This is a genomic window from Citrobacter sp. Cpo030, assembly GCF_030333005.1.
GTDB lineage: Bacteria > Pseudomonadota > Gammaproteobacteria > Enterobacterales > Enterobacteriaceae > Citrobacter > Citrobacter portucalensis.
On record NZ_JAOWGT010000069.1, the window covers coordinates 241,887 to 263,446 of the forward strand.

Genomic DNA, 21,560 nt, shown 5'->3' on the forward strand with positions numbered 1-21,560 from the left:
GTCTTATTTCCTGTCTCTTTAGTGTGATACCGCTTTTATAATCAGGGTGATTCCCTCAACGGCAATGACTTCAACCTGCGTTCCGGCGCTCAAATCGTCACGGGCGCTAACGGGCCAGGAACTGTCGCCGACGCGCATATGTCCGCGACCATTCACCAGGGTGGTTTCCAGAATAAATCGACGGCCAACCAGCTGTTGTCCGCGCTGGTTAAGATGGCTGTCGGCTGGCTTTTGCTCCTGAACGCGCCTTGCCAGCCACTTCCACCACAGCCAGGCCGCCAGCAGGGTGAGGGCGGCGAACATCGCCCCCTGCCACGCCCAGTCTAGCGGAACGAGCCAGACGACAAGACCGGTAATCACCGCAGCCACGCCGCTCCACAGCAGATAGCCGTTGCCGCCCAGCATCTCGGCGGCGAGTAGCAAACCGCCGAGGCTGAGCCAGAAGATGTGCGGGTGCACCAGAATCATCGCTATCATGATTTTTTCCGCTCGCTGGCGCTGTCCTTAACCAGTTCGGCGATCCCGGCAATGGAGCCCATCAGGCTACTGGCATCCAGCGGCATCATCACCACTTTGCTGTTATTCGACGAACCTATATGCTGCAACGCTTCGGTGTATTTCTGCGCCACGAAGTAGTTCACGGCCTGAATATCTCCGGCGGCAATGGCCTCAGACACCATCTGCGTTGCGCGGGCCTCTGCTTCTGCGGAACGTTCACGCGCTTCAGCCTGTAAAAATGCGGACTGACGTTCACCTTCCGCAATGAGGATTTTCGATTGCTTCTCACCTTCGGCCTTAACGATTTCTGCCTGACGGATCCCTTCGGCTTCAAGAATGTAGGCGCGCTTGGTACGTTCGGCTTTCATTTGCGCGTTCATGGCGTCGATAAGTTCTGCAGGAGGACGCACGTCGCGGATCTCAATACGGGTGATTTTTATTCCCCAGGGATTGGTGGCCTCATCAACGATATGCAGCAGGCGCGTGTTGATGTTGTCGCGCTGGGAGAGCATTTCATCGAGCTCCATCGAGCCGAGAACAGTACGAATGTTGGTCATGGTCAGGTTGATGATCGCCAGTTCCAGGTTGCTGACTTCATACGCGGCTTTCGGCGCGTCGATCACCTGAATAAAGCACACAGCATCAATCGAGACGTTGGCGTTATCTTTGGAGATGACTTCCTGAGAGGGGATATCAAGCACCTGTTCCATCATATTGATCTTACGACCAATGCGGTCCATGAACGGTACAACAAGGCTTAAACCCGGTTGTAGGGTTTTGGTGTAACGGCCAAAACGCTCTACCGTCCACTGATATCCCTGCGGGACGATTTTGACGCCTGCGCCGACGATCACCAGCGCGACAAAAATAAGAATAGGAATAAAAATGAGCATTGATGAAACCTCCTGTTGTGCTGTCCTTTACTGCCTCATTAGTCAAATTATACCCGATTTATCAAGGTGAGCTCCCCTATAATAAATTACAGGGATATACCCGTCATACTTCAAGTTGCATGTGCGTTAGCTGCGTTACTCGGCCCATCCCTGGGCCTCGCCCCTGCGGGGTCGCTGTAAGCAGCGCTCAAATTTGCTCCCGGCAGATTTGTCGCTCACCCCAGTCACATAGTTAACTATGCTCCCGGAGGTTCACTCACTTGCCGCCGTCATGCAACTCGAATTATTTTGGGTATACACTGTCTGCACGAAAGATGTAAAAAGGGATTGGTAATGGAAGAAAGCAGCATTCTGCTTCAGTTAAAAAATGTCGCGTGGCAGGCAGGGGCGACGCAGGTTCTTAATAACATCTGTTTTGATCTCCGCGCCGGAGAATTTAAGCTGATTACCGGCCAATCCGGCTGTGGTAAAAGTACGTTACTCAAGATTGTGGCGTCGTTAATAAGTCCGACTGGTGGTGAGATTCTCTTTGAGGGCAAAGAGATAAATACCCTCAAGCCGGAAACGTATCGCCAGCAGGTCTCTTATTGCGCGCAAACGCCCGCTTTGTTTGGCGACACCGTTTACGACAATCTCATTTTCCCCTGGCAAATCCGCAACAAAAGTCCGGATCCAGATGTGTTTCTGGCCGACCTGGCCCGCTTTGAGTTACCCGAGACGATCCTCAAAAAAAATATCAATGAGCTATCCGGCGGCGAAAAGCAGCGCGTCTCGTTAATTCGTAATTTGCAGTTTCTGCCGAAAATTCTGCTGCTTGATGAAATCACCAGCGCGCTGGATGAAGCCAACAAGCGTAATGTAAACGAATTAATTCACCACTATGTTCGCGATAAGAATATTGCTGTGCTGTGGGTGACGCATGACAAAGATGAAATTGAACATGCGGATAACGTCATAACCCTTCAACCGCACGCCGGTGAAATGCAGGAAGTAAGCAATGAACGAGCATAATATTACCAATGAATCCCTGGCGTTAGCGATGATGCTGGTGGTGGTCGCGATACTGATCAGCAACAAAGAAAAGCTGGCGCTGGAAAAAGATATTCTCTGGAGCGTTTGCCGGGCAGTGGTTCAGCTTATTATCGTGGGCTACGTGCTGAAATATATTTTCGGCGTCAACCATAGCATTCTGACCTTATTGATGGTGCTGTTTATCTGCTTTAACGCGGCCTATAACGCGCAAAAACGCAGTAAATATATTGATAAAGCTTTTCTCTCGTCGTTTATTGCTATTACGGTGGGAGCGGGGCTAACGCTTTCGGTGCTGGTTCTTTCAGGCTCTATCGAGTTCACGCCGATGCAGGTCATCCCGATCTCCGGCATGATTGCAGGTAATGCGATGGTGGCCGTGGGGCTGTGTTACAACAATTTGGGGCAGCGGTTTAACAGCGAGCAGCAGCAAATTCAGGAAAAACTCAGCCTCGGCGCAACGCCGAAGGTGGCTTCTGCACCGCTTATTCGCGACAGCATTCGCGCCTCGCTTATCCCGACGATTGATTCAGCGAAGACCGTGGGGCTGGTGAGTTTACCGGGAATGATGTCAGGATTGATCTTTGCAGGTATTGACCCGGTAAAAGCGATTAAATATCAGATTATGGTGACGTTTATGCTGCTATCAACCGCCAGCCTGTCAACCATTATCGCCTGCTACTTAACCTATCGAAAATTCTATAATTCGCGCCACCAATTAGTGGTAACGCATTTGAAGAAGACGTGATGTGATGCCGGAGGGATCGGTATTTGTCGAATTTACAGGCCCGATAAGCGCGCAGGCGCTATCGGGCAAAATCAAATGGATTAGTACAGCAGCGCGTACAGCTGGCGGCGGTACTTCGAGGCCAGCGCATCGCCCGTACCCAGTGCGGCAAGGATCTCCTGGAAGGTCTTACGTGCCTGACCATCGGCAGCCGTAAGATCTTTCTTCAGGTGGCTGAACAGTAATTCCAGTGATTCTTCGTTACGTCCGACCTGGTGTAACTGAATAGCCAACTGCGTTGCCAGTGCCGCATCCTGCGGATTGTTGGCGACCTGCTGCTGCAACTGTTGGATTTCCGGCGTATCAGCTGCCTGTTTCAGCAGTTCAATCTGCGCGATCAGCCCCTGATAGCGGGTGTCCTGATCCTGCAACGGAATGGTTTTCAGTACCGCTTCGGCTTCATCAGAACGGTTCAGGGCGATTTGTGTTTCCGCCAGCAGCAGACCAATTTCGCTGCTCTGGTTGGAGATCTGCCAGGCTTCTTTCAGCAACGGCAGTGCATCCGCGTGATTACCGGCTTCGATGAATTCGATAGCCTGGCGTGCTTTCAGCTCTTCTTCGCTCGGCAGCACTTTCTCCAGCAGCGCGCGAATAACCTCTTCCGGCTGCGGGCCCTGGAATCCATCTACCGGCTGGCCGTTCTGGAACAGATAAACCGTAGGGATCGCGCGCAGACCAAACTGGGAGGCGATCATCTGCTCGGCATCGCAGTCCAGCTTAGCGAGAATAAACTGACCGTTATACTGGGCGGCAAGGCTCTCCAGTACCGGCGTTAATTGCAGACAATGCTGGCTGCGCTCAGACCAAAAATAGAACAGGACCGGCGTGGTCATCGACTGTTCGAGGGTCTGCTGTAGGTTCGATTCGTTAATGTTAACAATATTCTGTGTGGACATGGAGTTACTCTCTTTTGTCGATTTCTTGTTACATGGGGGCTGACGCGCGAGCTTCAACTCAACCCTGTAAAATTTTGTCCATTATGCGGCCTGGTAACAGGCGTTTAAGCAGCATCACTGCCCAGGTCACCAGCGTAACCGGATAACGTAGCTTTGGTTTATCGCTCTCAAACGCATGACGCACTTTGGCGACAACCGCTTCTGGTCCCAGCGTAAAACGCGCGGCAATGCCGGGATTTTCAACGGGAGCATCTCTCTGGGTCTGGTTGACGTTTTCGGTAAAGCGGGTACGGATGGGGCCGGGTTCAATCAGACTGACCTTAATCCCGCTATGGCGCAGTTCCATACGCAGTGCGTCGGACCAGGCTTCCAGTGCATATTTGCTGGCGGCATAGGCGCCGCGTCCCGGCGTTGAGATCAATCCCATCACCGATGAGGTCATCACAATGCGCCCTTCGCCGTGGGGTAACATGGCAGGTAACAGGCGCATGGTAAGCTGATGTGCGCCAAAAAAGTTGGCGGAAAACTGCTGTTCCATCTGTTCACGGCTGATGGTGGGCAGGGGACCATAGACACCGTATCCGGCGTTGTTAAAGATCCCATATAAACGATTATCGGTCAGGGCGATCACCTCTTCGGCGGCGCGATCCACGCTCTGGGGTGAATCCAGATCCAGCAATACGCCGGTGAATCCCATACTGTTCATACGCGCGACATCGTCAGGTTTGCGGCAGCCTGCCAGAATTTGAAAACCCTGGCGCTTTAGCTCAAGCGCGCTTTCCAGACCGATTCCGCTGGAACATCCTGTTATTAAGACCGATTTTTGCATAACTTTACCTGTCAGGATCTCCGTTAAATTACGAGTCGTGATTTACTAGTGGTGTGAGATGTTGCGCCATCCAGTCGGCGATAAACGGCTGGGCATCACGGTTAGGATGAATACCATCATCCTGCATCCACTGGGGTTTCAGATAAACCTCTTCCATGAAAAATGGCAGCAGAGGAACATCAAACTCTTTGGCGAGCTTTGGATAAATCGCGCTAAAGGTTTCATTATAACGGCGACCGTAGTTTGCCGGCAGACGAATTTGCATCAGCAGTGGTTCGGCATTTGCCGCTTTCACGTCCTGCAAAATTGTTCGCAGGGTTTGTTCGGTTTGCGCAGGCGCAAAGCCGCGCAGGCCGTCGTTGCCGCCAAGTTCGACCAGCACCCAGCGCGGCTGGTGCTGCTTGAGCAATGCAGGCAGACGGGCCAGACCTTGCTGCGAAGTGTCGCCGCTAATGCTGGCATTCACCACCGGCGTTTTGGTTTGCCATTTATCATTAAGTAGCGCAGGCCACGCGGCGCTGGCGGACATACGGTATCCGGCGCTCAGGCTGTCACCCAGAATTAATAACGTGTCCGCAGCGGCGGCGCGGAAAGTTAACAGGACCAGGAACAGGAAAGGCCAATGCCAGCGGAAAACATTGTTGAAGTTCATCATCTTAAGAAATCCGTCGGTCAGGGTGATCATGAGCTATCCATCCTTACCGGAGTTGAACTGGTTGTCAAACGCGCCGAGACCATTGCGTTGATTGGCGAGTCGGGATCGGGGAAATCCACGCTGCTGGCGATCCTTGCCGGGCTGGACGATGGCACCAGCGGTGAAGTCAGCCTGGTGGGGCAGGCGCTGCACACCATGGACGAAGAAGCCCGGGCGCAGCTGCGGGCGCGGCACGTGGGTTTTGTCTTCCAGTCATTCATGTTAATTCCGACCCTCAACGCGCTGGAAAACGTCGAACTACCCGCGCTGCTACGCGGCGAAAACAGCGGAAAAAGTCGTGACGGGGCAAAAACGCTGCTGGAGCAACTGGGGTTGGGAAAACGTCTTGATCATCTTCCGGCCCAGCTTTCCGGCGGGGAGCAGCAGCGCGTGGCGTTGGCGCGGGCCTTTAACGGTCGCCCTGACGTGCTGTTTGCCGATGAACCAACGGGCAATCTGGACCGCCAGACCGGAGACAAAATCGCCGACCTGCTGTTTTCTCTGAATCGGGAACACGGTACCACCCTGATTCTGGTGACCCATGACCCGCAGTTGGCGGCGCGTTGCGATCGGCGTTTACGCCTGGTGAACGGACAGTTGCAGGAGGAGGCATGATTGCACGCTGGTTCTGGCGCGAATGGCGCTCGCCTTCATTACTGATTGTCTGGCTGGCGCTGAGCCTGGCGGTAGCTTGTGTGCTGGCGCTGGGCAATATCAGCGATCGTATGGAAAAAGGGCTGAGCCAGCAAAGCCGGGAGTTTATGGCGGGCGATCGGTCGCTACAAAGTTCGCGTACTGTGCCGAAAGCGTGGATTGACGAGGCGCGACAGCGTGGCCTGAAGGTGGGTGAACAACTCACCTTTGCCACCATGACTTTTGCCCGGGATACGCCGCAACTGGCGAACGTCAAAGCGGTGGATGATGTGTATCCGATGTACGGCACGTTGCAGACCAATCCGCCGGGGCTGAAACCACAGCCGGGCTCGGTGCTGCTGGCCCCGCGACTGATGGCGCTGCTCAACTTAAAAGTCGGTGATTCCATCGACGTTGGCGATGCCACGCTGCGTATTGCCGGGGAGGTGGTGCAGGAGCCGGACTCTGGTTTTAATCCGTTCCAGATAGCACCGCGTCTGATGATGAACATGGCGGATGTCGAAAAAACGGCGGCGGTCCAGCCGGGAAGTCGCGTGACCTGGCGCTATAAATTTGGCGGGACGCCGTCGCAACTGGAAGCCTATGAAAAGTGGCTGCTGCCACAGTTAAAGCCTGAACAGCGCTGGTATGGGCTGGAGCAGGATGAAGGGGCGCTGGGGAAATCACTTGAGCGTTCGCAACAGTTCTTGCTGCTGTCGGCGCTGTTAACGCTGTTACTGGCGGTCGCCGCGGTTGCCGTGGCGATGAGCCATTATTGCCGCAGCCGTTACGATCTGGTGGCTATTCTGAAAACGCTCGGTGCGGGCAGAGCGCAACTGCGTAGGCTGATTGTTGGTCAATGGCTGATGGTGCTGGCGCTGTCTGGCGTGACCGGCGGGTTGTTCGGGCTGTTATTTGAGCGCGTGCTGGTGCTGCTGCTCAAACCGGTTCTGCCCGGAGAACTACCGCCTGCCAGCCCCTGGCCGTGGCTATGGGCACTAGGCACCATGACGGTGATTTCGCTCTTGGTGGGGTTACGCCCTTACCGCCTACTGCTGGCGACGCAGCCGCTGCGGGTGCTACGCCGTGACGTGGTGGCAAACGTCTGGCCGCTGAAGTTTTATTTGCCGGTGGTCGTGATAGTCGTGATTGCACTGCTTGCTGGACTGATGGGCGGAAGTCCGCTGCTGTGGGCGGTACTGGCTGGTGCGGTGGTACTGGCGCTGTTGTGCGGGGTGCTCGGCTGGATGCTGCTCAACGTTCTGCGTGGTCTGACGCTCTCCTCACTGCCGCTGCGTTTGGCGGTCAGTCGACTGTTACGCCAGCCGTGGTCAACGCTCAGCCAGCTATCGGCATTTTCGCTTTCCTTTATGCTGCTGGCGTTGTTACTGGTGCTGCGCGGCGATCTGCTCGACCGCTGGCAGCAGCAAATGCCGCCGGAAAGTCCGAACTATTTTCTGATCAACATTGCCACCGAGCAGGTGGTTCCGCTGAAGGCTTTCCTGTCCGAGCATCAGGTGATCCCGGAATCGTTCTATCCGATTGTGCGGGCGCGTCTGACGGCGATCAATGAGAAGCCGACCGAAGGCAATCAGGATGAGGCGCTGAACCGCGAGCTTAATCTTACCTGGCAGGATACCCGACCGGATCATAACCCGATAACCGCCGGAAGCTGGCCGCCAAAAGCGGGCGAAGTGTCGATGGAAGAGGGGTTAGCGAAACGGCTGAACGTCAAACTCGGCGATCGAGTGACCTTTATGGGCGACACCCAGGATTTCAGCGCCACGGTCAGCAGTCTGCGCAAAGTGGACTGGGAAAGCCTGCGGCCCAACTTCTTCTTTATCTTCCCCTCCGGCGCGCTGGATGCTCAGCCGCAAAGCTGGTTAACCAGCTTTCGCTGGGAGAACAGCAACGGCATGCTAACGCAGCTTAACCGCGAATTCCCGACCATCAGCCTGCTGGATATTGGCGCCATCCTCAAACAGGTGAGCCAGGTGCTGGATCAGGTGAGCCGCGCACTGGAGGTGATGGTGGTACTGGTCACCGCCTGTGGCATGCTGCTGCTATTGGCGCAGGTCCAGGTCGGGATGCGTCAGCGTCATCAGGAACTGGTGGTCTGGCGCACGCTGGGCGCGGGTAAGAAGCTGCTGCGTACCACGCTGTGGTGCGAGTTTGCCATGCTCGGAATGGTTGCCGGACTGGTGGCGGCCATCGGCGCGGAAACCGCATTGGCGGTGCTGCAAACCAAAGTGTTTGATTTCCCGTGGGAGCCAGACTGGCGACTGTGGGCCGTGTTGCCGCTTTGTGGGGCATTGTTGCTCTCTTTATGCGGCGGATGGCTCGGTTCACGTTTGCTAAAAGGCAAAGCGCTGTTCCGTCAGTTCAGTAGCTAATTCATATCCGTGATGATTACGCACCGGTTTTTTAAATCGGTGCGTTTTTTTATCTATGCAGCACAAATTGATAACTCGTTGATATTTAACAGCACAGAACAATAAAAACCCGACAACACGAGTGTATTAATAAACGTTAATATTTGTACGCTGAATAATTGGCAGGCTATCTATCAAGGTACAAATAATGACTATAAAAAAAACGGCGCTGGCGGTATCGATCGGCGCAGCAGTGGCATTAACGACTTTCGCCTCCCAGGCGGAAATCACGGTCCTGAAACAAGATCCGCAGGCGGGCAACCCGCTGAGTCGTCTTAACTTCACCGTCGGCGGGAGTATTCGTCCGCAGTTCCAGAATATGACCGGTGACGATGGTAAGAATGGCTACAAACGTAATGGCTTCGATGGCGGTACACGTTTCCGCTTCGCCGCTGATTATTATCTGTTTGATGACATCAGTTGGGTGAGCTACTACGAGCTGGGCGTTAACTTCCCGGCGATGTTCAACTGGGATAACCACTACGCTGACGGTGCCAACGATACCACGCGTCGTATGTTGTACACCGGTCTGAAGAGCGCAACCTGGGGTACGCTGACCTTCGGTCAACAGAACAGCATTTACTATGATGTAGTCGGTGCGAAAACCGATATCTGGGACTACGACATGATCGGTCAGGCACCAGGTAACGGTATCAATGGCGACTATGACGGTTCCTACCGTACGCGTAAATCGTTGAAGTATAAGAAAACGGTTGGCGATGTTGATCTCTACGCGTCTTACCTGTTTAGCGATGATTACAACCCGAACAACGGCCTGCGCTACAAGCGTAAAGGCGGTGGCTCGCTGGGTGCGGATTATCACATCACCGATGACCTGACCTGGGGTACGGCGTGGAACTACACCCGCGCGGAAATGCGTGGTAACACCAGCAAAACCTACGATCAAAACATCGTCGGTACTGCGCTGAGCTGGAAACCGGACAACTGGACCTTCTCGCTGGGCGGCGGTTGGTATCAAAACTTCATGACCACCAAAAAAGTCTCTGTTAACGACTACTTTGCCGGTGATGCCTGGGGTCTGGAATACTTCGCGGGATACACCTTCCCGGTTGGCCAGTATGCGCTGAAATCCGTTCAGCCTTACTTTATGGGCGACCGTATTGAGTACGTGAATGGCCGTAACTACCTGCGTACCGACAACGGCGTGGGGATCAGCTTCCAGCTGGATTACGGTTTCCGTGTTGACTACGAACACGTCTTTACCTCCAGCACCGACAATCTGGGCGATATGAACCTGGTGCGTCTGCGTTACGATTTCTAATCGACGCCTGCCGCCCGATGCGCTTGCGCTTATCGGGCCTAAGAAAGCTGTTGTAGGCCGGATAAGGCACTTGTGCCGACATCCGGCTTTTTCATACCTTCTTTCATTTAAAAACATACTCTGCAACATCATGAAATAATTTCAAGGACAGCAGGTTGTGATCTGTGTCATGTTAACAATCAGCCTGTTAACAGGCCAACAAGAACAACGCCGCAAGAACGGCGTGAGACATGACACCACAACGTTAAAATGGAGAGAATATGGGATTGCGTCAGAGTTTACGCGTCGCGACCGGGGCGCTGTTACTGGCCTGTGGATTACAGTTTGCTCATGCGAACAGTGACCCGCACACAATCGTGTTTGGCGTCGCGCCTGGGCCATACGGTGATATGGTGAAACAGGCCATTGCCCCCACGCTGAAAGAGAAAGGCTATAAGGTAGTGGTGCGCGAATTCAGCGATTACGTGCAGCCAAACATGGCGCTCTCCAACGGCAGCATTGATGCTAACCTGTTCCAGCATTCGCTCTATTTTGACAAATTCACCGCAGATAAAGGCCTGAAGCTGAGCAAGCTGATTGTGGTCCCGACGGCAGGGATGGGGTTTTACTCACATAAAATCAAAAGCCTGGATGAGTTGAAAAAAGGAGATGTGATCACGCTCTCCAACGATCCCACCAACCTGGCTCGCGGTCTGCGTTTCCTGCAGTCTATTGGCCTTATCACCATCAAAGACAATATTGATCCAACTAAAGCCTCCGAGCGCGATATCGCCAGCAACCCGAAAGGGCTGGTGTTTAAACCGCTGGAGGCGGCACAGCTGCCACGTACGCTGGACGGTGTGACCGGTGCGCTGGTCAACGGCAACTTTGCCGTAGCGGCAAAACTGGATCTCGCCAGCGCCATCAAGCAGGAACATCTGGACGAAAATCTGAAAAATATCATCGCGGTACGCAGTGAAGATGCGGATAAACCGTTCGCCAAAGATATTGTCGAGGCGGTGAAATCTCCGGCGTATCGTGCGGTGATCGACGATCCGCAAAATATCTACAGCGCCTTCCAGAAACCGGAATGGATGTCGGCAGCCCAATAATCGCTGCGCACAAGGGTTAACAGGGGCAGCGACGACTGCCCTTTTCGCATTTCTGAGGTGGCTATGATTGAGATAGAGAAAGTTTGCGTGGATTTTAGCGCAGGCCGTGGACCATCAACCCGGGCGGTTGATGACGTCAGCTTGCGCATCGGCGCAGGTGAGATATTTGGCATTGTCGGGACCAGCGGCGCGGGGAAAAGTACGCTGCTGCGTACCCTGAACGCCTTAACGCGTCCGAGCCAGGGAAGCGTGAAGGTGAACGGCGTAGAAATCTCTGCGCTGGAAGGCGCGCATCTCCGTAAAGCCCGTCAGCGTATCGGGATGATTTTTCAACATTTTAACCTGATGCATACCCGTACCGTGGCGCAAAATGTCGCCTTTAGCCTGAAGGCTGCCGGATGGGAGCGCAGTAAAATTGGCCCGCGCGTGAGCGAAATCCTGGCGCTGGTGGGGCTGTCAGACAAGGCGAACCGCTTTCCGGTTCAGCTCAGCGGCGGACAAAAGCAGCGTGTGGGTATTGCCCGCGCGATTGCCAATCACCCGGATGTGCTGTTGTGTGATGAACCTACCTCGGCGCTGGACCTCGAAACCTCAGCCACGATTCTGGCGTTGCTTAAGCAGATCAACCAACAGTTGGGGATCACGATCGTGCTGATCACTCACGAGATGAACGTGATCAAATCGATTTGCGATCGCGTGGCGGTGATGTCCGGCGGCAAGGTGGTGGAATCCGGTGAGGTGTTTGACGTTTTTGCTCACCCGCAGCATGCGTTCACACAGCAGCTGGTGTCACATACCCTCAATTTGACGCTGCCCGAGCGTCTGCGCCAGCATCTGCCTGGCCAGTTGCTAAAAATTCTGTTCATCGGCGATTCGGCGGAACAGCCGGTGTTGTCAGAAGTGGCGGTTAAATTTGGCGTGGCGGTGAACATTCTGCACGGCAAAATTGAGTATATCGGTGAACGTGCGCTGGGGATTCTGGTGGTGCAACTGACCGCGCCGCATAACCCTTCTGCGGTGGATGTCGCCGTGGAACATATTCGTCAACGTACTGCACAGGTGGAGGTGATTCGTGGATGATTTATTGCCGGATTTGACGCTGGCGTTTAATGAAACTTTCCAGATGCTGAGCATCTCTACGGTGCTGGCAATTATTGGCGGACTGCCGCTCGGTTTTCTTATTTTCGTCACCGATCGGCATTTATTCTGGCAAAACCGTTTTGTGTATCTGCTCAGCTCCGTGCTGGTGAATATCATTCGTTCGGTACCGTTTGTGATCCTGCTGGTTCTGCTGTTGCCGCTAACCCAGTTTTTGCTCGGGAATACCATTGGCCCGATTGCGGCGTCGGTCCCGCTCTCAGTAGCGGCAATCGCCTTCTATGCCCGTCTGGTTGATAGCGCGCTACGTGAAGTCGATAAAGGGATTATTGAAGCGGCGGAAGCGTTTGGTGCCAGCCCGATGCGCATCATCTGCACCGTTCTGTTACCTGAAGCGAGCGCGGGTCTGCTGCGTGGGTTGACGATAACGCTGGTGAGTCTGATCGGTTACTCCGCGATGGCCGGGATCGTTGGCGGCGGTGGAGTCGGCGACCTGGCGATTCGCTTTGGTTATTACCGCTACGAAACCCAGGTCATGATCGTCACCGTGGTGGCGCTGATTATTCTGGTGCAGGTCGTTCAGGTGCTGGGTGACTGGCTGGCAAAACGCGCAGATAAGCGCGACAGACACTGATCACTGTGCGTTAAGCCACTCGGCAACGTCCTGCCATGTGCCGCGAAAAACGATTTTCGCGGCTTTCTTTTCCAGCTGATAACGATACATCGGGTCGTAATACTCGTTGAGCAACGGCACCAGCCAGCCCATATGGGCGTCGGTGCTGCCCGTCGCCTGCTGTTCGCGCAGAGCGACGTCGAGCAGGGTGGTCAGCTCGGCAAAACGTTGTAAACCCAGACGGCGGCGGATAGCAAACAGGCCGTGGTGCAGGTACTCGCTGTACTCCTGCCAGCCCTGGCTCTCGCCATAAGCGTGGGTAAAATCGTGGTGCATCTTCACGAAATACTCTTCGCGCAGTCGCTCCAGACGACGCTCAAAAGGATCGTTCACCACCGCAATTGATGCCTGGGTCATGCGCTCGCGCAGGCATTCGGGCAGATGATTAGCCCCGATCATGCGGCCTTCATCTTCCAGTACCCACAGACGTAAATCCTGACGGCTATCGGTTTTGAGCATTTCAACCGCCAGCAGGTTTTCAAAACTCGCCTGACTCAATTGAGGTTCAACGGTGCGACCAAACGAGGAGCCGCGATGGTGCGCCAGACCTTCGAGATCCACACCGTTTGGCTGCTGTTGCACCAGTTGGGTTTTGCCGTTCCCGGTACAGCCGCCAATTAAGACGATCGGCTTTTGCACTAATTCTTCAGTCAGCTGTATCACTGCCTGGCGCAGGGCTTTGTAACCGCCTTTAATCAGCGGATAGTCAATGCCGGACTCGTGCAGCCACTGCTGCACAATATGCGAACGCTGACCGCCACGCGCGCAGCATAAATAGCCCGCAGGATTTTGACGACAGGCATCCAGCCAGGCATGCATGCGCTGTTGGCGGGTTTCACCCGAGACCAGTTGATGGCCGAGCGCGAGGGCGGCTTCGGGTCCCTGACGTTTATAACAGGTCCCAACGGCGGCACGTTCGTCATCGTTCATCAAGGGAAGGTTGATTGCGCCCGGCATTGCGCCCTGCTGAAATTCCACGGGGGCGCGTACATCGATTAAAGGCGTACCGGCGAGCAAAATTGCGCGGTAGTCCGTTCCATCGTTCATGTTTGATCCTGAAAATACAAAACAGCAATGGAGGGGATTTTACGCGCCAGAGGAGGGGCCGGGGAAGGATAAAATCAACTCCCCGGCATTATTGGCTTATTTCAGTTTTGACTGCGCCCAGATAATACCGCTGGCATATTCCGGAGGCAGCAGGGGGATAAGCGCTTCCAGCGTCGCGCTAAGGCGTGCGGTATCGCTGTCGCTCAGGTTCAGGTGACCCACTTTACGCCCTTCACGCACCTCTTTGTCATACCAGTGCAGATGCACCAGCGGCAGCTTCAGCCAGTCGTAGTTCAGGTCGCTACCAATCAGGTTTACCATCACCGAAGGGTGGTTCACCACCGGCGTCGGTAACGGCAGGTCGGTAATGGCACGTAGATGCAGCTCAAACTGGCTGATGCTGGCGCCGTTTTGTGTCCAGTGCCCGCTGTTGTGCACGCGCGGAGCCAGTTCGTTAATCAGCAGACCTTCCGGGGTGATGAAACACTCCATCGCCATCACGCCGACATAGCCCAGCTCCTGCATGATGGCAGAGAGCATTGCTTCAGCCTGTTCCTGCTGTCTGGCGTTAGCCTGCGGGAATACCACGCTGGTGCGCAGAATGCCGTCCTGATGCAGGTTATGGGTCAGTGGATAGAAAACGGTGCTGCCGTCGTGCGCGCGAGCGCCAACCAGTGAGACTTCACCGGAGAAGTTGATTCCCCGCTCGACGATGCACTCGCCGTAGCAGTCGTCCGGCAGTTGCTCGGTTTCATTTGCGCGCAAGCGCCACTGTCCACGTCCGTCGTAGCCGCCGACGCGACGTTTCACGATCGCCAGCTCGCCAAGTTTGTCGAATACAGCAGACCATTCGCTTTTATCTGCCAGCAGCTGCCACGGCGCGGTCGCCAGACCGAGCTTGTCAAAAAGCTGCTTTTGCGTCAGACGGTCGGCAATAATCGGGAAGACGTCGCGGTTAACAAACGCCGGGTGGCGTGCCAGTTCGCGGGTGAGTGCCGTTTCCGGCCAACGCTCAATCTCAGCGGTGATCACGCTTTGCTGAAAAGGGACCGCAGCCGGTTCAGCGTCCAGCCCGACGGGCCAGACCGCAATGCCCAGCGGCTCACCGGCCTGACGCAGCATGCGCCCTAGCTGTCCGTTGCCGAGTACGCAGACCTGCTTCATGCGCCACCTCGCGGGTCCGGGTTTTCCAGCACCTCATCGGTTTGCGCTTTGCGCCAGTCATGCAGACGCTGATGCAGTTCTTTATCGTGTGTAGCCAGAATTTGTGCTGCCAGCAGGGCCGCATTTGCCGCGCCCGCTTTGCCGATAGCCAGCGTGCCGACCGGAATACCGCGCGGCATTTGAACGATGGAGTAGAGGCTATCTACGCCGCTCAGCGCTGCGCTTTGCACCGGAACACCGAGAACAGGCACCAGCGTTTTCGCCGCAATCATGCCAGGCAAATGCGCTGCGCCACCGGCCCCGGCAATAATCACCTGATAACCGTTCTCTTCAGCGCTTTCGGCGAAGCTAAACAGTTTGTCTGGGGTGCGGTGGGCGGAGACGACTTCAACATGATGCGGAACGTCCAGGATTTCGAAGATTTCGGCGGCGAACTGCATGGTAGCCCAGTCGCTTTTGGACCCCATCACGATGGCGACACGCGCCGGATTATTGCGGGAAGACATGCGTCTGAAAACTCCTGTGGTGCACTACACTCGACTTTTGAGGCCACAGAGAATAGCATAATTCACCGCCAAGGAAAACGATTGCGCGCTTTGCACTTCACTCTTCAAGCGGCCTCTTTGTTGGCTACATCTGCTCACCCCAGTCACTTACTTTTGTAAGCTTCAGGGGACTCACAGATTTGCCGCCTCGATGCAACTCGAATAGTTTTGTGTAAAGAGGAACTGGGTATCTGCAGAATTAAAACGGAAATGCGATCAGTTCAACGTCGTCTGGTGTGACTTTGATCATCGAACCTTCGGTGTGCCATGCGCCTAGTACCACGCGAAAAGCGGGTTGCTCATTGGCCGTAAGCTCGTGGACGGCCGGGCGGTGGGTATGGCCGTGAATTAACCACTGCACCTGATGTTTTTCCATCTCGGCGATAACGGCCTGCTGATTCACATCCATGATTTCCAGCGATTTGGTGGTGTTGGCCGCTTTGCTGTTGGCACGCATTTTTGCCGCGATTCGCTGGCGAACGAACAGCGGCAGAGCGAGGAACAGCTTCTGTAACCAGGGTTGATGCACTTTGGCGCGAAACGCCTGATAGCCTGCGTCGTCGGTGCATAAGGTGTCGCCATGCATGATCAGCACCTTGCGGCCATACAGGTCGAGCACTTTTTCTTCGGGAAGCAAGGTCATGCCGCTCGCACGGGCAAAACGTTTACCGAGCAGAAAATCACGGTTGCCGTGAATAAAAAAGCAGGGAACGCCGGAATCAGCCAGTGATTTTATTGCCGCGGCCATTTCACGATGCAGCGGATTAGGATCGTCGTCGCCAATCCAGGCTTCAAACAGGTCGCCGAGAATGTATAGCGCATCGGCCTTTCGCGCATCACCAGCTAAAAAACGCAGAAAACCGGCGGTGATCGCCGGTTCTTCTGTGCAGAGGTGAAGATCTGCAATAAACAGTGTCGCCACGATTACTCGCTGACGGTCACGTTTTCAATGATGACGTCTTCTTTTGGCACATCCTGATGCATACCGCTGCGACCAGTGGAAACGCCTTTGATTTTATCAACCACGTCCATGCCTTCAACAACTTCAGCGAACACGCAGTAACCCCAACCCTGCATGCTTTCGCCGGAGAAGTTCAGGAAGTCGTTGTCTGCAACGTTGATGAAGAACTGTGCGGTTGCGGAGTGCGGAGCCTGAGTACGCGCCATCGCCAGCGTACCACGGGTGTTTTTCAGACCGTTGTTCGCTTCGTTTTTGATCGCTTCTTTCGTGGCTTTTTGCTTCATGCCTGGCTCGAAACCGCCGCCCTGGATCATGAAACCGTTAATAACACGGTGGAAAATGGTGTTGTTGTAAAAACCTTCGCGGCAGTAGTCCAGGAAGTTTTTAACTGTTTCAGGCGCTTTATCATCAAACGTTTTGATTACGATATCGCCGTGATTAGTGTGGAAAGTAACCATTTTTGCATCCTGTTCCGATAGATTGGTGCTTCGACCCCGTCAAGGGTCAGAGTTAGGGGTGTGTTATAGCATAACCGCAAGCTGCGATCACCTCGCAAAGTGTGCTGCTTCCGGTCTAAATTATGGGTATTATACAGACTTTACTATCCACACACGTCTACACGGAATCTTCGATGTTAAAAATCTTTAATACACTGACGCGCCAAAAAGAGGAATTCAAACCTATTCATGCCGGGGAAGTCGGCATGTACGTGTGTGGTATTACCGTTTACGATCTCTGTCATATTGGCCACGGACGTACCTTCGTTTCTTTCGACGTCGTTGCGCGTTATCTGCGCTTCCTCGGCTATAAGCTGAAGTATGTGCGCAACATTACCGATATCGATGACAAAATCATCAAGCGCGCGAATGAAAACGGCGAAAGCTTTGTGGCGTTGGTCGACAGAATGATCGCGGAAATGCACAGCGATTTCGATGCGCTGAATATTCTGCGCCCGGATCTGGAGCCGCGTGCTACGCACCATATTGCTGAAATTATCGAAATCACTGAACAGCTGATTGCCAAAGGTCACGCTTACGTTGCTGATAACGGCGACGTGATGTTCGACGTGCCGACTGACCCGAACTACGGCCAGCTGTCGCGCCAGGATCTGGATCAGCTGCAGGCAGGCGCACGCGTTGACGTGGTTGATGTGAAGCGCAACCCGATGGACTTCGTGCTGTGGAAAATGTCCAAAGAAGGCGAGCCGAGCTGGCCGTCTCCGTGGGGAGAGGGCCGTCCGGGCTGGCACATCGAATGTTCGGCGATGAACTGCAAACAGTTGGGCAACCATTTCGATATTCACGGCGGCGGTTCGGACCTGATGTTCCCGCACCATGAAAACGAAATTGCTCAGTCCACCTGTGCACATGACGGTGAGTACGTTAATTACTGGATGCACTCAGGGATGGTGATGGTTGACCGCGAGAAAATGTCCAAATCGCTGGGCAACTTCTTTACCGTTCGCGATGTGCTGAAATACTACGATGCCGAAACCATCCGTTACTTCCTGATGTCCGGTCATTACCGTAGTCAGTTAAACTACAGCGAAGAGAACCTCAAGCAGGCGCGTTCTGCGCTGGAGCGTCTGTATACCGCGCTGCGTGGCACCGACAAATCCGTTGCGCCAGCCGGTGGCGAAGCCTTTGAAGCGCGCTTTATTGAAGCGATGGACGATGACTTCAACACCCCGGAAGCCTACTCCGTGCTGTTTGATATGGCGCGTGAGGTTAACCGTCTGAAGGGTGAAGATATGGCGGCGGCTAACGGCATGGCTGCGCATCTGCGTAAGCTTTCCAGCGTACTGGGCCTGCTGGAACAGGATCCAGAGGCATTCCTGCAAAGCGGTGCGCAGGCGGATGATGGTGAAGTTGCTGAAATTGAAGCGTTAATCCAACAGCGTCTGGATGCACGTAAGGCGAAAGACTGGGCGGCAGCTGACGCCGCGCGTGACCGTCTCAACGAGATGGGCATCGTGCTGGAAGACGGCCCGCAGGGTACCACCTGGCGTCGTAAGTAACTCTGTAATGCCCGGTGGCGCTTACGCTTACCGGGCCGTGTAGGCCGGATAAGACGCATCGCGTCGCATCCGGCAGATTAATGTTTCCGATACCACCACAGCACACCCATCATTACGATTCCCGGCAGCCATACCCACATTAACTCCGACATGATCACCTGGTGCCCGTACGGCGTGGCGTAGCGTGATAACGCAAACGGGGCGACTTTAATCACCTGCCATGGCGCGAAGAAGCGCTCATCCGACCACGGCCACAGCCAGCCGACGCCTTTACCGCCGGTGGTGACAGAATCCAGCAGACTGTGCGACAGCAGTGAAACCGTCAGGAATAGCCAGCAGCGAATCAATCCCGCCTTAAACCATCGTCGGCCAATCAAGACGCAGAGCAGCGGTACCACGAAGGCGAACAGCAGTGAGTGGGTAAATCCCCGGTGGCCAAACACATTGCCGTAGGCGACGCCGAACTTAAATGACAACACGTCGGCATCTGGCAGCATGGCCAGAACGACGCCAGCAAACAGTAATCGTGGGGGGATGACTTTAAGTCCGAGACCTAACCCTAAACAGAGCGGAACGGCCGCGTGGGTAACGATAGTGGGCATGATGATCGCTTCGTGTTGAAAAACAACATGCTATCAGTTCACTGTGAAGTGGGGATGAAGTCATTATCTGAAAACGAGAGGGGGAAGTGGCCGGATACGGTGTTAACCTCATCCGGCACTTAGGGTCACGCCACGACGTTAATGCTGTGGCCTTCAAAGCTGACTGTCTGTCCGGCAACGATTTTGCAGCGTTTACGCGTTTCAACAACGCCATCGACCTTCACTAACCCTTCGCCAATAGCAATTTTTGCCTGGGCGCCGCTTTCGCTCCAGCCTTCCAGCTTCAGCAAATCGCAGAGTTCAACGTGTGGGTGTTTACCCAGTGAAAATGTGGCCATCTTAAACGTCCTTTACATCATGATATTCAACACACGCCTGCAGCGTGTTTTCGATAAGTGTGGCGACCGTCATTGGGCCTACGCCGCCGGGGACCGGCGTGATATATGACGCTCGTGCGGCCGCATCGTCAAAGACCACATCGCCAACAACCTTACCATTCTCCAGACGGTTGATGCCGACATCAATCACAATCGCACCTTCTTTGATCCACTCACCAGGAATAAAGCCCGGTTTACCGACGGCAACAATCAGCAGGTCAGCATTTTCTACGTGGCGGCGCAGATCTTTGGTGAATCGGTGGGTGACGGTGGTGGTGCAGCCAGCCAGCAGTAGCTCCATACTCATTGGGCGACCGACAATATTCGAGGCGCCAATGACCACGGCATTCAGACCGTAGGTATCGATGTTGTAACGCTCAAGCAGGGTAACAATACCGCGCGGAGTACATGGGCGCAGGCGCGGCGCGCGCTGGCACAGACGACCGACGTTATACGGGTGGAAACCGTCAACGTCTTTATCTGGTGCAATACGTTCCAGCACTTTCACGTTGTCGATACCCGCCGGCAACGGCAGCTGTACCAGGATACCGTCGATGGTGGTATCTGCATTGAGCGTATCGATCAGCTCAAGAAGCTCCGCCTCGCTGGTGGTTTCAGGCAGGTCATAGGAGCGGGAGACAAACCCCACTTCGTCACAGGCTTTGCGTTTACTCGCAACATAAATCTGCGAAGCCGGGTTGCTACCTACCAGCACAACAGCCAGGCCTGGGGCGCGTAATCCAGCCGCTAAACGCGCCTGAACTTTTTGAGCAACCTCAGAGCGCACCTGCTGCGCAATCGTTTTACCGTCAATAATCTTTGCTGCCATCAGAGAGAGAATTCCGTCTGTTACGTTAAACCGAAGGGGATGCCACTATTTTGTCAGAAGCGGGGCGTGCTGTCAGTTTTCGTTTGCGTTTTTACGTGCGATAGGGATCACCGCGGTCCGCGAACGGGGCCAGTTCAGAGGCTGAAGTCCACCGAATAATTAATGAGCATGCGAATTAAAATTAACGTGAATGAAACAATTCATCACCCTGGTGTTTTCAGGGGTAATGCGCCATAAACCAGTCTGTTACGTACCTTTATGGAAGGATTTAAGTAATATTCACCCAGATTTTTCTTAGGTCCCAATAAGAATTGGCCAGGGTCAATAAAAGGATTTGCAGGTATTTTTCATTAATTGAAATGTTTAATTTAACCCTGTGACGAATAGTCATATTCGCGAAGATTAATTAGTGAATCAAATACTCAGGAGAGTTGGGGTAAAAGGTTAGCTAATTCTCTTGCGATATATATCTTTACAGGATGCAGAGATAATTAGCCTGACATTTAATGTCGATAATGATTCAAACGGATCCCGCAGGACGCCGGAGCCGGATGTGTGTAATTCAAGGGAAATCCATGAAACGTAAATTAATGACCTCTTCTGTTATTGCCAGCCTGATGTTAGTTGCAGGTGCAGCGGTTGCAGCCGATCCGGTAAGCGTTAGCGGCGGTACTGTGCATTTTGAAGGTGAACTGGTCAATGCAGCCTGTGCAGTCAGTACTCAGTCATCCGATCAGGTTGTCACCTTAGGCCAGTATCGTACCGCCAGTTTTACCGCAGTTGGCGATACAACGGCGCAAATTCCGTTCTCAATCGTGCTGAACGACTGTGATCCGAAAGTTGCCGCAACCGCAGCCGTGGCTTTCTCTGGTCAATCCGACATCACCAACAACAACCTGCTGGCCGTCACTTCTGCAGACAACGGTACCACTGCCAGCGGTGTTGGGATTGAAATTCTGGACAATACGTCCACCGCGCTGAAGCCGGATGGAGCCACCTTCTCTACCGCTCAGGCGCTGGTAGAAGGGACCAACACCCTGCGTTTCTCTGCGCGTTACAAAGCCACAGCCACCAGCGCTACGCCGGGTCAGGCAAATGCTGACGCGACGTTCATCATGAAGTACGAATAAGCCGTTCTGATTTGCGCAAGGATGACGTTCGCCTCACTGGATGAGGCAATTTC

General features: G+C 54.2%; 23 protein-coding genes. 10 read left to right on the plus strand and 13 right to left on the minus strand.

What is annotated here, in order from left to right; translation table 11 throughout:
- Window positions 1–18 precede the first annotated feature (18 nt).
- Both OGY37_RS16765 and OGY37_RS16770 read right to left on the minus strand, forming a co-directional pair.
- Window positions 19–477, minus strand: a complete 459-nt coding sequence (locus OGY37_RS16765) for an NfeD family protein (RefSeq protein WP_126318966.1) — start codon at window positions 475–477, stop codon at window positions 19–21.
- The gene (locus tag OGY37_RS16770) at window positions 474–1,391 is read right to left on the minus strand and encodes an SPFH domain-containing protein (protein WP_003831073.1); all 918 of its coding nucleotides are present in this window, start codon (window positions 1,389–1,391) and stop codon (window positions 474–476) included. The genes OGY37_RS16765 and OGY37_RS16770 overlap by 4 nt, the downstream gene beginning before the upstream one ends.
- A gap of 333 nt (window positions 1,392–1,724) precedes the next feature.
- On the opposite strand from OGY37_RS16770, the gene fetA reads away from it, so the two are divergent.
- Window positions 1,725–2,402, plus strand: a complete 678-nt coding sequence (gene fetA / locus OGY37_RS16775; protein WP_003831074.1) for an iron efflux ABC transporter ATP-binding subunit FetA — start codon at window positions 1,725–1,727, stop codon at window positions 2,400–2,402.
- Window positions 2,389–3,168 carry an iron efflux ABC transporter permease subunit FetB gene (fetB, locus tag OGY37_RS16780; protein WP_003831075.1) on the plus strand — a complete coding sequence of 260 codons (780 nt, stop codon included), beginning with the start codon at window positions 2,389–2,391 and terminating at the stop codon, window positions 3,166–3,168. Before fetA ends, fetB begins: the two co-directional genes overlap by 14 nt.
- A gap of 80 nt (window positions 3,169–3,248) precedes the next feature.
- Here the strand turns inward: fetB and OGY37_RS16785 are convergent, their stop codons facing one another.
- Genes OGY37_RS16785 through tesA form a run of 3 tightly spaced genes read right to left on the minus strand, consistent with a single transcriptional unit; the run spans window position 3,249 to window position 5,584 of the window.
- Entirely contained in the window at window positions 3,249–4,103 is an 855-nt protein-coding gene (locus tag OGY37_RS16785; protein ID WP_003831076.1) for a co-chaperone YbbN, read from the minus strand.
- Between the two features lie 58 nt (window positions 4,104–4,161).
- Window positions 4,162–4,932 carry an SDR family oxidoreductase gene (locus tag OGY37_RS16790; protein WP_286621282.1) on the minus strand — a complete coding sequence of 257 codons (771 nt, stop codon included), beginning with the start codon at window positions 4,930–4,932 and terminating at the stop codon, window positions 4,162–4,164.
- Window positions 4,933–4,960: 28 nt separating this feature from the next.
- Entirely contained in the window at window positions 4,961–5,584 is a 624-nt protein-coding gene (gene tesA / locus OGY37_RS16795) for a multifunctional acyl-CoA thioesterase I/protease I/lysophospholipase L1 (protein ID WP_148362690.1), read from the minus strand.
- Between tesA and ybbA the strand changes: the two genes are divergently transcribed.
- The 6 genes from ybbA to OGY37_RS16825 all read left to right on the plus strand — a co-directional run bounded on the left by ybbA (window position 5,555) and on the right by OGY37_RS16825 (window position 12,796).
- On the plus strand, window positions 5,555–6,241 hold the full coding sequence (ybbA, locus tag OGY37_RS16800; RefSeq protein ID WP_008783992.1) for a putative ABC transporter ATP-binding protein YbbA: 687 nt from the start codon (window positions 5,555–5,557) through the stop codon (window positions 6,239–6,241). The genes tesA and ybbA overlap by 30 nt on opposite strands.
- Window positions 6,238–8,652: a putative ABC transporter permease subunit YbbP gene (ybbP, locus tag OGY37_RS16805; RefSeq protein WP_148362318.1), complete on the plus strand. Its 2,415-nt coding sequence runs from the start codon at window positions 6,238–6,240 to the stop codon at window positions 8,650–8,652. Before ybbA ends, ybbP begins: the two co-directional genes overlap by 4 nt.
- 187 nt (window positions 8,653–8,839) lie before the next feature.
- Entirely contained in the window at window positions 8,840–9,973 is a 1,134-nt protein-coding gene (locus tag OGY37_RS16810; protein WP_148362317.1) for a porin, read from the plus strand.
- 260 nt (window positions 9,974–10,233) lie between these two features.
- Window positions 10,234–11,064, plus strand: coding sequence for a MetQ/NlpA family ABC transporter substrate-binding protein (locus OGY37_RS16815; RefSeq protein ID WP_003021862.1), 831 nt, complete (start codon window positions 10,234–10,236; stop codon window positions 11,062–11,064).
- Window positions 11,065–11,127: 63 nt separating this feature from the next.
- Window positions 11,128–12,144 (plus strand): virulence-associated ABC transporter ATP-binding protein SfbB, encoded by a 1,017-nt coding sequence (gene sfbB / locus OGY37_RS16820; RefSeq protein ID WP_148362316.1) that lies wholly within the window; start codon window positions 11,128–11,130, stop codon window positions 12,142–12,144.
- Window positions 12,137–12,796, plus strand: coding sequence for a methionine ABC transporter permease (locus OGY37_RS16825; RefSeq protein WP_003831085.1), 660 nt, complete (start codon window positions 12,137–12,139; stop codon window positions 12,794–12,796). The genes sfbB and OGY37_RS16825 overlap by 8 nt, the downstream gene beginning before the upstream one ends.
- On the opposite strand, the gene mnmH is transcribed toward OGY37_RS16825, so the two are convergent.
- From mnmH to ppiB, 5 genes are all read right to left on the minus strand, one after another.
- Entirely contained in the window at window positions 12,797–13,882 is a 1,086-nt protein-coding gene (mnmH, locus tag OGY37_RS16830) for a tRNA 2-selenouridine(34) synthase MnmH (RefSeq protein ID WP_148362315.1), read from the minus strand.
- Between the two features lie 96 nt (window positions 13,883–13,978).
- A complete protein-coding gene (purK, locus tag OGY37_RS16835) occupies window positions 13,979–15,046 on the minus strand; it encodes a 5-(carboxyamino)imidazole ribonucleotide synthase (protein WP_003831106.1) in 1,068 nt (355 codons plus the stop codon).
- On the minus strand, window positions 15,043–15,552 hold the full coding sequence (purE, locus tag OGY37_RS16840; protein ID WP_148362314.1) for a 5-(carboxyamino)imidazole ribonucleotide mutase: 510 nt from the start codon (window positions 15,550–15,552) through the stop codon (window positions 15,043–15,045). Before purE ends, purK begins: the two co-directional genes overlap by 4 nt.
- Before the next feature lie 238 nt (window positions 15,553–15,790).
- The gene (lpxH, locus tag OGY37_RS16845) at window positions 15,791–16,513 is read right to left on the minus strand and encodes a UDP-2,3-diacylglucosamine diphosphatase (RefSeq protein ID WP_148362313.1); all 723 of its coding nucleotides are present in this window, start codon (window positions 16,511–16,513) and stop codon (window positions 15,791–15,793) included.
- A 2-nt stretch (window positions 16,514–16,515) separates the two neighbouring features.
- Complete coding sequence (gene ppiB, locus OGY37_RS16850) at window positions 16,516–17,010, minus strand: peptidylprolyl isomerase B (RefSeq protein WP_003021875.1); 495 nt, start codon at window positions 17,008–17,010, stop codon at window positions 16,516–16,518.
- Window positions 17,011–17,183: 173 nt separating this feature from the next.
- On the opposite strand from ppiB, the gene cysS reads away from it, so the two are divergent.
- The gene (gene cysS, locus OGY37_RS16855) at window positions 17,184–18,569 is read left to right on the plus strand and encodes a cysteine--tRNA ligase (protein ID WP_286619047.1); all 1,386 of its coding nucleotides are present in this window, start codon (window positions 17,184–17,186) and stop codon (window positions 18,567–18,569) included.
- A 77-nt stretch (window positions 18,570–18,646) separates the two neighbouring features.
- Here the strand turns inward: cysS and OGY37_RS16860 are convergent, their stop codons facing one another.
- The 3 genes from OGY37_RS16860 to folD all read right to left on the minus strand — a co-directional run bounded on the left by OGY37_RS16860 (window position 18,647) and on the right by folD (window position 20,377).
- The gene (locus tag OGY37_RS16860; protein ID WP_003831110.1) at window positions 18,647–19,171 is read right to left on the minus strand and encodes a metal-dependent hydrolase; all 525 of its coding nucleotides are present in this window, start codon (window positions 19,169–19,171) and stop codon (window positions 18,647–18,649) included.
- A 125-nt stretch (window positions 19,172–19,296) separates the two neighbouring features.
- On the minus strand, window positions 19,297–19,509 hold the full coding sequence (gene ybcJ, locus OGY37_RS16865; protein WP_003831111.1) for a ribosome-associated protein YbcJ: 213 nt from the start codon (window positions 19,507–19,509) through the stop codon (window positions 19,297–19,299).
- A 1-nt stretch (window position 19,510) separates the two neighbouring features.
- The gene (gene folD, locus OGY37_RS16870) at window positions 19,511–20,377 is read right to left on the minus strand and encodes a bifunctional methylenetetrahydrofolate dehydrogenase/methenyltetrahydrofolate cyclohydrolase FolD (protein ID WP_003831112.1); all 867 of its coding nucleotides are present in this window, start codon (window positions 20,375–20,377) and stop codon (window positions 19,511–19,513) included.
- Between the two features lie 575 nt (window positions 20,378–20,952).
- On the opposite strand from folD, the gene fimA reads away from it, so the two are divergent.
- Window positions 20,953–21,507, plus strand: a complete 555-nt coding sequence (fimA, locus tag OGY37_RS16875; RefSeq protein WP_032934356.1) for a type 1 fimbrial major subunit FimA — start codon at window positions 20,953–20,955, stop codon at window positions 21,505–21,507.
- Window positions 21,508–21,560 lie beyond the last annotated feature (53 nt).

Coding starts and splice junctions, on each gene's coding strand:
- OGY37_RS16765 (WP_126318966.1), bottom strand. CDS start 477: ATGATAGCGATGATTCTGGTGCACCCGCACATCTTCTGGCTCAGCCTC.
- OGY37_RS16770 (WP_003831073.1), bottom strand. CDS start 1,391: ATGCTCATTTTTATTCCTATTCTTATTTTTGTCGCGCTGGTGATCGTC.
- fetA (WP_003831074.1), top strand. CDS start 1,725: ATGGAAGAAAGCAGCATTCTGCTTCAGTTAAAAAATGTCGCGTGGCAG.
- fetB (WP_003831075.1), top strand. CDS start 2,389: ATGAACGAGCATAATATTACCAATGAATCCCTGGCGTTAGCGATGATG.
- OGY37_RS16785 (WP_003831076.1), bottom strand. CDS start 4,103: ATGTCCACACAGAATATTGTTAACATTAACGAATCGAACCTACAGCAG.
- OGY37_RS16790 (WP_286621282.1), bottom strand. CDS start 4,932: ATGCAAAAATCGGTCTTAATAACAGGATGTTCCAGCGGAATCGGTCTG.
- ybbA (WP_008783992.1), top strand. CDS start 5,555: ATGCCAGCGGAAAACATTGTTGAAGTTCATCATCTTAAGAAATCCGTC.
- tesA (WP_148362690.1), bottom strand. CDS start 5,584: ATGAACTTCAACAATGTTTTCCGCTGGCATTGGCCTTTCCTGTTCCTG.
- ybbP (WP_148362318.1), top strand. CDS start 6,238: ATGATTGCACGCTGGTTCTGGCGCGAATGGCGCTCGCCTTCATTACTG.
- OGY37_RS16810 (WP_148362317.1), top strand. CDS start 8,840: ATGACTATAAAAAAAACGGCGCTGGCGGTATCGATCGGCGCAGCAGTG.
- OGY37_RS16815 (WP_003021862.1), top strand. CDS start 10,234: ATGGGATTGCGTCAGAGTTTACGCGTCGCGACCGGGGCGCTGTTACTG.
- sfbB (WP_148362316.1), top strand. CDS start 11,128: ATGATTGAGATAGAGAAAGTTTGCGTGGATTTTAGCGCAGGCCGTGGA.
- mnmH (WP_148362315.1), bottom strand. CDS start 13,882: ATGAACGATGGAACGGACTACCGCGCAATTTTGCTCGCCGGTACGCCT.
- purK (WP_003831106.1), bottom strand. CDS start 15,046: ATGAAGCAGGTCTGCGTACTCGGCAACGGACAGCTAGGGCGCATGCTG.
- purE (WP_148362314.1), bottom strand. CDS start 15,552: ATGTCTTCCCGCAATAATCCGGCGCGTGTCGCCATCGTGATGGGGTCC.
- ppiB (WP_003021875.1), bottom strand. CDS start 17,010: ATGGTTACTTTCCACACTAATCACGGCGATATCGTAATCAAAACGTTT.
- cysS (WP_286619047.1), top strand. CDS start 17,184: ATGTTAAAAATCTTTAATACACTGACGCGCCAAAAAGAGGAATTCAAA.
- OGY37_RS16860 (WP_003831110.1), bottom strand. CDS start 19,171: ATGCCCACTATCGTTACCCACGCGGCCGTTCCGCTCTGTTTAGGGTTA.
- ybcJ (WP_003831111.1), bottom strand. CDS start 19,509: ATGGCCACATTTTCACTGGGTAAACACCCACACGTTGAACTCTGCGAT.
- folD (WP_003831112.1), bottom strand. CDS start 20,377: ATGGCAGCAAAGATTATTGACGGTAAAACGATTGCGCAGCAGGTGCGC.
- fimA (WP_032934356.1), top strand. CDS start 20,953: ATGAAACGTAAATTAATGACCTCTTCTGTTATTGCCAGCCTGATGTTA.